This is a genomic window from Vibrio sp. 10N.247.311.13 (assembly GCF_041467595.1).
Lineage (GTDB): Bacteria > Pseudomonadota > Gammaproteobacteria > Enterobacterales > Vibrionaceae > Vibrio > Vibrio crassostreae_C.
Map to the genome: position 1 here is coordinate 19889 of NZ_JBFSUX010000058.1, position 11943 is coordinate 31831.

11 protein-coding genes are annotated in these 11943 nt (G+C 44.7%); 4 read left to right on the forward strand and 7 right to left on the reverse strand.

Annotated elements, in window-relative coordinates; translation table 11 throughout:
- Positions 1-30: 30 nt before the first annotated feature.
- On the forward strand, positions 31-798 hold the full coding sequence (locus tag AB6E52_RS18810; protein WP_017065298.1) for a peptidoglycan binding protein CsiV: 768 nt from the start codon (positions 31-33) through the stop codon (positions 796-798).
- A gap of 137 nt (positions 799-935) precedes the next feature.
- Positions 936-1481, forward strand: coding sequence for a GNAT family N-acetyltransferase (locus AB6E52_RS18815; protein ID WP_017060225.1), 546 nt, complete (start codon positions 936-938; stop codon positions 1479-1481).
- Positions 1482-1592: 111 nt separating this feature from the next.
- Here AB6E52_RS18815 and AB6E52_RS18820 read toward each other — a convergent pair whose 3' ends face one another.
- The 7 genes from AB6E52_RS18820 to hinT all read right to left on the reverse strand — a co-directional run bounded on the left by AB6E52_RS18820 (position 1593) and on the right by hinT (position 8215).
- Positions 1593-2882 carry an NAD(P)/FAD-dependent oxidoreductase gene (locus AB6E52_RS18820; protein WP_009847154.1) on the reverse strand — a complete coding sequence of 430 codons (1290 nt, stop codon included), beginning with the start codon at positions 2880-2882 and terminating at the stop codon, positions 1593-1595.
- A gap of 512 nt (positions 2883-3394) precedes the next feature.
- Positions 3395-3934 (reverse strand): alpha/beta hydrolase YcfP, encoded by a 540-nt coding sequence (ycfP, locus tag AB6E52_RS18825; RefSeq protein WP_009847155.1) that lies wholly within the window; start codon positions 3932-3934, stop codon positions 3395-3397.
- Between the two features lie 108 nt (positions 3935-4042).
- Positions 4043-4897 (reverse strand): phosphotransferase, encoded by an 855-nt coding sequence (locus AB6E52_RS18830; RefSeq protein ID WP_102321274.1) that lies wholly within the window; start codon positions 4895-4897, stop codon positions 4043-4045.
- A 219-nt stretch (positions 4898-5116) separates the two neighbouring features.
- A complete protein-coding gene (gene lpoB / locus AB6E52_RS18835) occupies positions 5117-5707 on the reverse strand; it encodes a penicillin-binding protein activator LpoB (protein WP_017060223.1) in 591 nt (196 codons plus the stop codon).
- A gap of 86 nt (positions 5708-5793) precedes the next feature.
- On the reverse strand, positions 5794-6177 hold the full coding sequence (locus AB6E52_RS18840; protein ID WP_017060222.1) for a YcfL family protein: 384 nt from the start codon (positions 6175-6177) through the stop codon (positions 5794-5796).
- Positions 6177-7568 carry a COG3014 family protein gene (locus AB6E52_RS18845; RefSeq protein WP_102321273.1) on the reverse strand — a complete coding sequence of 464 codons (1392 nt, stop codon included), beginning with the start codon at positions 7566-7568 and terminating at the stop codon, positions 6177-6179. The genes AB6E52_RS18840 and AB6E52_RS18845 overlap by 1 nt, the downstream gene beginning before the upstream one ends.
- Positions 7569-7864: 296 nt before the next feature.
- Positions 7865-8215: a purine nucleoside phosphoramidase gene (gene hinT, locus AB6E52_RS18850; protein WP_017060220.1), complete on the reverse strand. Its 351-nt coding sequence runs from the start codon at positions 8213-8215 to the stop codon at positions 7865-7867.
- Positions 8216-8492: 277 nt separating this feature from the next.
- On the opposite strand from hinT, the gene AB6E52_RS18855 reads away from it, so the two are divergent.
- The gene (locus tag AB6E52_RS18855) at positions 8493-10484 is read left to right on the forward strand and encodes a methyl-accepting chemotaxis protein (protein ID WP_102321272.1); all 1992 of its coding nucleotides are present in this window, start codon (positions 8493-8495) and stop codon (positions 10482-10484) included.
- Positions 10485-10681: 197 nt separating this feature from the next.
- Positions 10682-11848, forward strand: coding sequence for a DUF1887 family protein (locus AB6E52_RS18860; protein ID WP_017065293.1), 1167 nt, complete (start codon positions 10682-10684; stop codon positions 11846-11848).
- Positions 11849-11943 lie beyond the last annotated feature (95 nt).

Here is an 11943-nt window from a genome sequence, read left to right on the forward strand (position 1 = left end):
CCGGTAGTTCGACTGGAAGACGGAGTAAAAATGAAAAGACTGATCCCACTGCTACTATTGTTCGTCTCACTGCCAAGTTTGGCGCAGAGACAATTTGATATAGAAGTGATCATTTTTAAGCGCGCTGTTGATGCAGAGAAGGTGAACGAATCTTGGCCAAATACACAGCCTAAGATTTCACTTGAACGCGTTGGTTCATTTCAAGATACCCAATACCGAGCAAAGAAAGGCGTTCAAATGCTACCTTACTCGGAATACAAGTTAACGCCTCAGAAAGACAAGCTACGTAAACACGCTGGCTTTGAAGTTCTGATGCATACCGCTTGGCGTCAAGGCGACCAAGGTAAGAGCTCGGCACCTGTTTTCCATATTCAAGCAGGTAAAGATTTCTCTAAACAGTTTAATGCTGATGGCTCTGAAAAAGGCGCAATCACTGCAGGCAGCGCTGATGGGTTCCAAGAAGAGACCATTGATAAGCCACTCTACGAATTAGACGGCAAGCTGCAAATCTACGTTCAGCACTACCTATACGCTGAAACGACATTAGATTTAAAAGCGCCAAGCGTTCGTGAAGTGACTCTACAAGAGCAACAAATTGAGCTAGATTCACCAGTAAGTGGCGCAGAAAGCAACGTCCAGGTGGGCAATCTAACTGAAATTTCTCCGACGGTTGAAGTCCAAGAGTTCCTTAAGAGCTACCGCATGGACCAAAAACGTCGTATGCGCAGTACAGAAACTCATTACCTTGACCACCCACTTCTTGGAATGGTGATTCAAGTTAGACGTGTAGCGCAGTAAATTACTTGCCGATTCGGCTATAATTATATAAATAATTCAATCCGCCCTCCTAGTGAGGGCGTTTTATTAAGTGCTATCTATCTTTATTCTGTACTGACTCTCTTTGCTCAGTACTTACACGTTACTTGGTACGCTCTATGAGCCCTGAATTTCAGATCAACACACAAAATCTTAGCCTTAAAATCATTGAGGCCTCAGATGCTCAAGAATTTTCTCAGCTGGTTAAGTCCTCCCCTAGCTTGCTGCCATGGGTCGACTGGTGTCATAAAGAGTTTTCTATCGTCGAGGCCGAGAAATTTATTCTGGCAACTCGCCTGAACTGGGTGAAAGCCGATGCGTTTGGCTTTGGCATCTTTGAACGAAAAAGCGATAAGTTAGTCGGTATGGTTGCCATTAATGAGCTTTACCACACCTTTAATATGGCGAGTTTAGGTTATTGGGTCGGTGATGACTTTCAAAGGAGAGGGATCGCCAAAGAAGCGATGTTCGCCCTATTTGAATTTTGTTTCGCGCAACTCAAGTTAACGCGTTTGGAGATTGTCTGCGATACCGAGAACCTACCCAGCCAAAAGTTGATCGAGAAGTGTGGCGCTGAGCGAGAAACCATTGCCCAGAATCGATTTCTGTTTAACGGTAAGCCGAAAGATGGCGTGGTTTATTCTGTGCTACCTCCAACGTCTTAACAGCAGAAATGAGTTCAACACCTGCGATAATCCATAATCGACACGATCAAAAAAGAGCTCCGAAGAGCTCTTTTTTATTATCAGCGTAATGCTCTGAGAAGGCTTACCTGATTAGTGAAGCTTTAGGTTTGGACGAAGTACACGGTTAATACGACCAACCAGCATCATCAGTGATGTTTTGATTAAGCCGTGAAGCGCCATCTGGTGCATGCGGTACAAAGAGATGTAAACCACACGAGCAATACGACCTTCGACCATCATCGAGCCTTTCGTCAGGTTACCCATCAAGCTACCTACCGTAGAGAAACGGCTAAGTGAAACTAGCGAGCCTTTGTCTTTGTAGATGTAGTCTTTCAGGTCACGACCGTTCAACTTAGCAATGATGTTGCTGAATGCACAGCTTGCCATTTGGTGAGCCGCTTGTGCACGTGGCGGAACGAATGAACCGTCTGCTTGTGTACATTGCGCCAAGTCACCGATTGCAAAGATGTTGTCATCCAGTGTTGTTTGCAGCGTGTTCTTCACAACCAACTGGTTGATACGGTTGGTTTCAAGACCACCGATATCTTTCATGAAATCTGGTGCTTTGATACCTGCTGCCCATACCATGATTTGAGCTGGGATCTTGTCACCATCTTTGGTTGTTAGGCCGTCAGAATCCGCCTGAGTCACCATCGTATTCGTACGAACGTTCACACCAAGCTTGGTTAGCTCAGAGTGTGCTGCACTTGAAATACGAGGAGGTAGAGCTGGAAGAATACGCTCACCCGCTTCAACTAGGTTTACGTTCAGCTTGCTTGAATCTAGGTCGCCGAAGCCGTAAGTACGAAGTTCTTTAACGGCGTTGTGTAGCTCTGCAGAAAGCTCTACACCAGTTGCACCAGCACCAACAATCGCGATGTCTACCGTGCCTTGACCGTTCTTAGCGTGAAGCTTTAAGAACTGATTGTTCATTTCTGTACGGAAACGGTGTGCTTGCTCTGGGCTATCAAGGAAAATACAGTTGTCACGAACGCCTGGAGTGTTGAAGTCGTTTGACGTTGAGCCTAGCGCCATCACTAGAATATCGTATTCAAGTTCACGGCTTGGCATCAGCAGTTCACCGTGCTCGTCTGTAAGCTCGCTTAGTGCAATCACTTTACGCTCACGATCGATGTCGTTCAGGCTGCCCATTTGGAAATCGAAGTAATGGTTTTTTGCGTGCGCACGGTAGCTTAATGCATCAACACCTTCATCCAGTGAGCCCGTTGCTACTTCATGAAGTAATGGTTTCCATAGGTGGCTTGCTTTACGGTCTACCAGAGTAATCTGGGCACGTTTCTTACGACCTAAAGTGCGGCCTAGCTTAGTTGCTAGTTCTAAACCACCAGCACCGCCGCCTACTACGATAATTTTTGTCACAATGACAATCCTCTACAAAATGAATAAATGGGGTTCGGCTCGATTACTCCAACCGATAAATTCTATGTATCTACTCGGCCTTGAATGCGAAGGCTGTTACAAATTGGGTTACCGCGAAAAAGAATAACGACAGCTCACCGAGTAGTTAGAGGGGTTACAAACAACAAATAATGGTTTGTTGCTTTGCTCACGTGGATAAAAAAGGTGACTACCTGAGAGGCAGAACACAAATTATGGGCAAGTTTTTTCACTCGCTCTCAATTTTTTTTGATATTTGTCAAAATATTTTGCTTGGGAACATTATATATAGCAAAAAGATGACCGCAACAAAAAAATCCTTACCCTCAATGAGGATTCGCGACTAATTAGTTAACGTTTGCGCAAACTGATCTATAAATGCACAAACCGACCGATAAAACATATACAACTACTTTATCAATACCAATCTCTAAGATTCAGATGTGAAAAAGCAGCACTCATTGAGCACTGCTTTTATAAAACATCTGGATTGATTAAGCGTTTTTGAACGCTTTCATTGCTTGAAGATGTTGAGAGATCTTTTTGAATTTATGACTCTCTTTCTCATCCCAGATTACATCATAGTAATCTTCTAGCGCGGCAGCTGTTTTGGTATTGTCGTGAATTTCATCTTCACGAGAAAGCACCACTAAACAGCGTCCTTTGTTTTTCATACGGTACTGAGCAACACATTTAGTTGCGATGTCTTCGTACTCTTCTGGACGGTCAATTCGACCTACCATGTTGTTCTCAGGGTGCAGATTAGGGTTGAACACCACCTGCTTAATCCCACATAAGAAACCAATACGCTCAGACCAAAAACCACCTAAACCTACACCACAAATAATGGGATGCGGATCATCGGATTGCTCTATCACCTTATGCACTTCTTTTAGCAGATGCTGCATATCGTGTTTTGGATGCAAAGTACTGTAGTTGATGAAACGAACGTCATCATCAATGAATTGCAACTGCAGTATTTTTTCGTGATTGCCCGGGCTTGTTGAGTCGAAGCCATGTAGATAGATAATCATTGTACCTCCCCCGTTGAATATTGGTACGTTTTGATCAATCTAACACGAAAAACAAGGTTTTAAAGGTAACAGCTGAGAAATTATATTTTTCACTTCCTAAACGTGATCCTAGCTACATAAAGTGTGACTCAGAGCCTCCGCTTCACGCAGATAACTTTCATCGCCCCAAAGCTGATGAGCAAGTAAATACCATAGCATCGCCATCATCTGGCTTCTTGGTAACCATGCTTCTACACCATCAAGCCAAGGCTGAACATCATGGATTCCTCGCAGCTGACAGTACTTCTCAACCGCTTCTGTGACTGGCGCGCCAGCAACCGCAATGGTTAATGTTAAATCGAGCCTAGGGTCTGCGAGCGCAGCGTATTCCCAATCAATAATCTTAATGCAGTCACTGTTTCTCACTAGGTTATAACCACCTAAGTCAAAATGGCACAAAGACAGGTCAACATTGGTAATACTCGGAGCCACGCGCCACTCTTGATAAATCTTAGTGCAGGCTTCGGTCTTATGAATCGCATCAAGCTGCAGCCAGTAATGGTCGACTCGCGCCGTGAAACTGAATGGTTGCAGTGGTAATCGCGCAGTATTAACCAGATGAACAGAGATCAGCGTTTTCAACAGGTCATCGAGTTCTAGATCTTCGTAAAGTGTCTCACCCGCAATCCACTCAACCAGTAACCCCTGCTCATTCACTACCATTGGGCTTGGCCCGATACCGAGTCGCTCAATGGCAGACAGCACTTGGTACTCTTCATGGCGAGAAATGAAGAACGCTTTGGTGATAGGTGTGGTTGGCCGCCAAACATACGCAGTACCATCGGCATCGACCAACTTCCAACATCGATTGGTCAAACCGCCTGTTAATGTCAGTGCTCTAACTGGAGGCTCAGAAAAGTAACCGTCAAGCGAACTCAAACTGGTATCAAGAAGCTTAGCCTCAGACCAAGAAAAAATTGCCATATTTACTCCCTATAAACGTCTTAACTGCCCTATAAACGTCTTCATTCCCTACAAAAAAGACACTGACCAAAAGCCAGTGTCTCTTAATAAACAGCGCATCATGTGCTGCATTGGCGTACGACCAACCTATATGCAGCCAAGATTAAGCACTGTCAAGCTTATGGTCAGCCAAGACTAGCGCTGTCAAAACTGGCTGCGTTAGTTGGCAAGTAAGCGAAATTAAAGGCCTAGAAGGCTCTTAGATTGTTGCTTACGGATTTCAGTCTCGTCAGCCCACTCAATCAAGCCAGACTCAAGATCCATTAGACGCATCGTCATTTTGTAGTACACGTCTTCATCGCTACCCGCTTTCTTAACGATGCTTGATAGGTTGCCGTACAGCATATACTGAGCACCAACCATTTTACCGAATTGAATTGCTGAGCTTTGGTTTACAAGCTCATCGTTGTTTTGGAAGTTCAGTTGGTCACGAACAGACTCTACACGGTCCATATCAACGAAACGGAACTTACCAGAGTTCAGCATCTTAGTACTGATAGTGTCAGTGATTGACTCAGTATCGATGTGCTCACTTGTTTTGTTCTTGATTCGCTCTACAAACACGATTGGACGCTGTTCACGAGTAATGTAAGACACAGAACCAGACGCCATCATGCTATCGACCATTTCACCCGCAATCGTTTGAAGGTCAGTTGAACCGAAATCGATTGTCGTGGTTTCTACTGCTTGTGCATCACCGTAGCTTACCTTGTTTGAACAACCGCCTAAAATAACCGCTAAACCTAGTAGCGCAATGACACTCTTTTTCATTTTGTTTCCTCAACTTATCACTGAGCGGGGTTACCCACACTCTTAAATTCTTGTATTTACGAATCATGAGACCCGTTTAATCTAACTTACTGCTCTCGGAACTGGACTCTGAACTGAGTCGCTTTCGGGTTTACCGACACTTCCGACAACGAAATACTTTCAAAACCACGAACAATCGCTTGCTTCCAAGGACCTTGTTTAAGGTTGACCTCAAGCCCGGCATCGTCGTACCAGTAAAAACGATAAAGAATATGTTGATCGCCTTTATAGTTACTGTTTAAACGAACGATTCCTCGCGTATGACCGTCGACCAGATCGGTGCGAATATCTTCAACCTGTAAACGGCTGCCCAATACCTTGTCACCAAAGAAAACGTTCTGAGTCAGACTATCGACCCTTACGCCAGCTGTATTATCAGCACAACCAGCCAGAGCCATAACCGCTGCTAAGCTCACTAACCACTTTTTCATTACAGCCTCCCTAGCTGTTTATGCCACATTGTTGCATTGTTTCCTTGTCGAGAAATCCACACCAAGGTGGTCTGCCCTTCTCGAATATCAAAGTCGTACGTTTTAGCGCCCGCTTCCAACGTATATTGACCGCTATTTGCTACAAACGTACTGCTCTTAATCTCTGCAGGTAATGATTGCCAACTGCGAGTGTCTGGTTGCTCTGTCAGTGTGTTCCACACGTTGAACAGAATATTACCGACATCATCGCCTTTGGTTGCTTCTTTTCGAATGCGATCTTTCGCGACTACACGTAGCGCTTGGCGAATAACAATGCTTGTCATACGTTCCGATAGATCGTTCTGCGCCATCGCGTTTACATCAGTGATCAAATGTTCTTGTAGCGGCTGTCCGCTGATTCGCAAGGCAGAAAAACGCTCTACGTTTTGACTTGGGTAATATGGCAGCGCAAGAGAGTATATTGCCCCCTGATCGCGACTGTCATAAACAGGCAAATCCAGTCGCCAACTGTCCATAGCTTGCACAGCGCTCTGCTCTTGAAGAACAATCACTCGCCCTTCACCTGCACTAAGTTTAGAAGGTTGCTTATAGCGTTTTTCTAATGTTGCTAAATCTTGTCGCATCCCTAAACGAGCGGCTGTTGCCATGGTTCTATCGATGATTTCTTGGTTATCTGGCATCACAGCCAAAGCACGACGATAGTCAACGTAGGCGCTGTTTAAATCATTTGACGCTTCATAAAGCAGACCAGACAAGAACATCAGATACGCATTCTGTACTGACTGCAGTTTCTTACCCGCATCAGGGTAATTGGCAAGGATGCTACCCACATTGGCAGACAAGCCTTGCTTCTTCGCATCGCTGGCTGCTTTGTCTAACTCAGCCTCGCGTTGCTTCTTCGCTTGTTCTTGAACTTGGTTGGCGCGACGCATTTCGATCACCGCACCTTCTAAATCGTTTTTCTTGAGGTAATTTAAACCGAGATACAGATGAAGAAAGCCCAACTCGTAATCGGCTGGCACATACTCGGTAATATTGTCATTCACAGCCAACGCACCCACACTGGTTGCACTGTCTGAGATTGAGATCACGGCTTTGCGTTGCTGCTCAGTAACCGCCTGATCAGCCACTTCAAACGAAGCCTTACTCTCAGGGTATTTTTGATCCAGCAGATTAATTCTGCCTCTTTCAAAGTTATCAAGGATGTCGCCTGCCGCGTAATCTGGTAGCTCTTGCTGAGCCTCTGAATAATCTCCAGATTTAACGGCTTGGTAGATCGCTTTGTTTTGTGCGCTGTAATGACTGAACAGGCTTCCTGCAGACATACTCGCACAACCTACGGTCAACGCCGATAACAGGGCAATGGAAGCGAATCTAAACTGTTGCTTCACTTATCGTCTCCGTGCATGTTTAAAATGCCTACTTTATTAGGGTCTGCTGACCTTTAATGGTCTCATTATCAAAACGAAACGCGTTGTAAAAAGGATCTCAAGCCAGTTGAAACCCTACTGATTTAGCCTCTGCCTAGGCGATGCCGATATTCAGACAACAGATAGAACTTAAAGTTGGCATACAAACTACAAATTTTCCAACTAACTACTTGTGTTAACCCACTAATGAGCGCGTTTAAACTAGCTCATTAGCTTTCATTAACTCGTTAGCTTTTCATTAGCTCATTAACTTTTTATTAGCTCATTAATAGGGGGCCAAGTGGACGGCCGCCAACCAAGTGCATGTGAATATGATAAACCTCTTGGCCACCGTGAGAGTTACAGTTCACGATAAGACGATAGCCATCTTCTGCAATGCCCTCTTCTTTTGCTAACTTGCGAGCAACAGTAAACATGCGCCCCATCATCGCTTCATCTTGGACTTCAACATCGTTAGTTGTCGGAATCAGCTTGTTTGGGATGATTAGGATATGGCTTGGCGCGCGAGGGTTAATATCGCGAAATGCGGTTACTAAATCGTCTTGGTATAGTAGATCTGCTGGGATTTCTTTGTTGATGATCTTAGTAAAAATGGTTTCTTCAGCCATGTTTCTCTCCGATAAAACATTTATTTTTTAATGCTTTGAGTATGCGCTATGCCGCATCAAACCACAATAAATCTGCTTTAAAGCATAATAAAAAACACCGTTCAAATCAAAGAAAACGAGCCTTAGCTCTCAAGAATGGCATGTTGGTTATAACTGAGTGCTATTTTTGACGTGTGCGTCATAAAATGCGTAAGCCGAGCTCAATAGAATGCTGATAATTTTGTTAGTTTTACTTTGACCTGACATTAGGTCTGCATTTTTATTTAGGGAGAAAGCCATGAAGGGATCTGTGATCAAGCGTATGTACGCTGGTTTCGCACTGATCATCATCATGTTCGCAGTCACGATAACCATCATGATGAACAGCATGAATCAGATACACAGCAATTTTGAGAGTGTCTCAGAAACCTCATTACCACTTGTCGCGCTTTCAAATCAAACGAGTGTTCAATTGCTTTCTGCTGATAAGTCATTCAAAGATTTCTTAACCACACAAAACGCTGAACGCATGTCTGCAATGCGTACAGAATTTGCTGCATCACAAAACTCGTTTTCAGAAGTTCTCGGTAGTTTAGAAGCGGCAAGCCAAAACAATGCTTCACTTGTTGAACGTATCGCGCAATTAAGAGCAATGGAAGAACGCTACTTCGCCGAAGCTGACGAAGCGATGAACAACTACGTCGCGATGTTCGAAGCACAAGAACAAGTACAAAAAGCGTCTCGTGACTTCCAACGCTTACATTCAGAATTAACCGTTGGTATGAAAGAGTACGTTGCCGACCAAAAAAGCATCTCTGTAAAAGTGATGGCAAAGAGCTACTTCATCAAACTGCAAGACGCAGAAGTTATTACCTCTGATGCACTTGCTAGCTCTGATGTTGCCTTCGTTCAAAAAGCCGTTAACCAAAACAAAAAGGCCGTTACTCATCTTAACTACGCTTATCGAAGTCTATCAACACAACTACCAGCACTTAAAAATGTCTTCGATGAGTCGGTTCAGAAGTTCACCAAAGACGTTGGTCAGAAAGGTGGCGTACTAGACAAACACAACAACTACCTACAAGCCAAACAAGCGTTGTACGTGAACATCGCTAACCTAGCTCTAGAAGTTGACCAAGCGATGGCTGTTTTGGACTCATTCAACGTGACCGCTGAAGAGCAACTTAACTCATCACTCGCTGACGCAAGCAGCATCTACGACAAAGGCCTATTCAACGCGATTGCCATTGGCATTGTTGTGACTGTGTTCGCTGCTGCGATTGGTTACCACATTGCACACAGCGTACGAGAGCCATTAACTCGCATCCTCGGTACATTAGAAGGTCTAACTGAAGGTGATATGACTCAGCGTATCGATATTCGCTACGACAACGAATTCAGCCGCGTGAGCCGTCACATCAACACCTTGGCTGACAACCTGCACAATATCCTTGTGAAGTTGAATGATGCTTCAGATGACTTAACTAAGACTGCAAGCGTCAACCAGAAGACGTCATCTGAAACGCAGGCTCAATTGAACAGCCAACGTGAGCAAACCGCGACTGTTGCGACCGCAATGACAGAGATGTCTCATTCTGTACAAGAAGTGGCGAACAGCGCGCAAAGCTCACTCACCATGGTTCAACAAGTAGAATCGGCTTCTGAGTCTGGTCGTCAGATCATGAACACCAACATCAGCACCATTAATCAGCTTGAAGTTCGCCTTACTGAATCAGTGGGCGCTGTAGGCGAGCTACAACAGATGAGTAGCCAGATTGGTTCAATCCTTGACGTTATTCGTGGTATTGCTGAACAGACCAACCTACTTGCACTTAATGCGGCAATCGAAGCAGCGCGTGCAGGTGAACAAGGTCGTGGTTTTGCAGTCGTTGCCGATGAAGTACGAGTGCTAGCACAGAAGACCACTCAATCAACCTCTGAAATCGAGACTATGATCAGCAATCTGCAATCAAGCTCGAAAACTGCAAGTAACGTAATTGAAAGCTGTATGAGCGATATGGACATGTCGGTTCAACAAGCTTCAAGTGCAAACAGTGCGATGGAAGAGATCCAAGCCTTGATTCTAGAGATCAGCCACATGAGTACACACATCTCTCAAGCAGCCGCTGAGCAGAGTGAAACGTCTGGTGATATTGCACGCAACATCGAAGACATCAACCACATCGCAGATAAGAGTTACCAAGCGATGTCTTCAATTGCGGAGGCAAGCCAAAACCTAACAATTTTGGCGAATCAGCAAGGTGATTTAGTACATCAATTCAAACTATAGATAAATGAAGAATCGATAGATATTTAGTGAGATTGTTGAGACTTCTTACCCAATAGTGGTGACTAATTGAGCTAGGGCAACTTTTATCAAGGGTTGCCCTTGTTTTTTATGAGCTTTGTCATTATATGATTATTAAGGCTTGCTGCTTCCCGTTTTTTCTTTCACCTTTATGAGCGAGCCGCTATTAAGGAATTTATATGGCTGTTCATGTTGGCATTATCGATCAAGACCCCATTCGCTTGCTCACCCCATTACTTGATAACCGGACGGTCAGCACTCACATCGTGTTTATCGGTGACAAAAATCAAGTCAGTATGTACAAACGTTTAGACAGCGTTTTGCACAAGCGCGACATTACGAGTGAGTTTTTCGAAATTCCGACCATCGTAAATACATCTGTCATTAAAGAATCTATCCAAACCCTTGCCGAAGACCTCAAAGCACGCGGTCAAGAAGTGAAGCTCAACGCAAGTTGTGGCCTCCGTCACCGCCTACTTTCTGTGTACGAAGTATTCCGTACTTACCACTGGCCAATCTTCGTGGTTGAACCAAATAGCGACAAGCTTTGCTGGTTGTACCCTAATGGTAAAGAAGACGCACAAGTTCAAGACCGCATCACTATCGACGACTACCTAACTGTGTTCGGTGCTCGCGGTGAATTCAGCGATGTTCAGCTGTCTCCGCAACTGGATCAGAAACTTTATGAACTGGGTGAACGTTGGGCAAGTAACGCACTCGAACTAGGCCCTGGCCTTGCGACATTGAACTACCTAGCAACGACCTGCCGTAAAGAACAAAAACTTGATGTAGGCCTATCTGAGAAGCAACAAGGCTATCGCGAGCTCAACATGCTGCTGAGCGATTTGGTTGAAGCTAAAATTGCGACATACGACAATGGTATTTTGACCTTTGCCAACGAAGACGCGCGCCGCTTCTCAAACGGTGAATGGCTTGAAACATTGGTTCACAGCACAGTTAAGCAGATCCAAGATGACATGCCGACCATTCAAGACCGTTCTTTGAATGTTCAGGTATACCGTCAACTGGGTGAACGTGAGGTTCGTAACGAGCTTGATGTTGCCTCTGTGGTGAACAATAAGCTGCACATCATCGAATGTAAGACCAAAGGCATGCGTGATGATGGTGATGACACCTTGTACAAACTGGAATCGCTTAGAGACCTGCTAGGTGGCCTACAAGCACGTGCAATGTTAGTGAGCTTCCGCCCTCTTCGCCATAACGACATCACACGAGCTGAAGATCTTGGCCTTGCATTGATTGGCCCTGACGAATTGAAAGATCTTAAAACACACCTAACGGCATGGTTTACAGCTGCGGGTGGCAGTGAAGATCTAGAGTACTAAAAACCAATAAGCTCATGAGAGCTCAATGCTCTTAAGCAGATTGTTGAACGAAGCCGCTACGCGGCAGAGTAAAGCGAGTGCGAACCATACTCTTG

What these genes read in the sequence shown, in the direction of transcription:
- AB6E52_RS18830 (WP_102321274.1), bottom strand. Translation starts at nt 4,897, where the DNA reads ATGGCAATTTTTTCTTGGTCTGAGGCTAAGCTTCTTGATACCAGTTTG.
- ycfP (WP_009847155.1), bottom strand. Translation starts at nt 3,934, where the DNA reads ATGATTATCTATCTACATGGCTTCGACTCAACAAGCCCGGGCAATCAC.
- AB6E52_RS18815 (WP_017060225.1), top strand. Translation starts at nt 936, where the DNA reads ATGAGCCCTGAATTTCAGATCAACACACAAAATCTTAGCCTTAAAATC.
- AB6E52_RS18860 (WP_017065293.1), top strand. Translation starts at nt 10,682, where the DNA reads ATGGCTGTTCATGTTGGCATTATCGATCAAGACCCCATTCGCTTGCTC.
- hinT (WP_017060220.1), bottom strand. Translation starts at nt 8,215, where the DNA reads ATGGCTGAAGAAACCATTTTTACTAAGATCATCAACAAAGAAATCCCA.
- AB6E52_RS18855 (WP_102321272.1), top strand. Translation starts at nt 8,493, where the DNA reads ATGAAGGGATCTGTGATCAAGCGTATGTACGCTGGTTTCGCACTGATC.
- AB6E52_RS18810 (WP_017065298.1), top strand. Translation starts at nt 31, where the DNA reads ATGAAAAGACTGATCCCACTGCTACTATTGTTCGTCTCACTGCCAAGT.
- AB6E52_RS18840 (WP_017060222.1), bottom strand. Translation starts at nt 6,177, where the DNA reads ATGAAAAAGTGGTTAGTGAGCTTAGCAGCGGTTATGGCTCTGGCTGGT.
- lpoB (WP_017060223.1), bottom strand. Translation starts at nt 5,707, where the DNA reads ATGAAAAAGAGTGTCATTGCGCTACTAGGTTTAGCGGTTATTTTAGGC.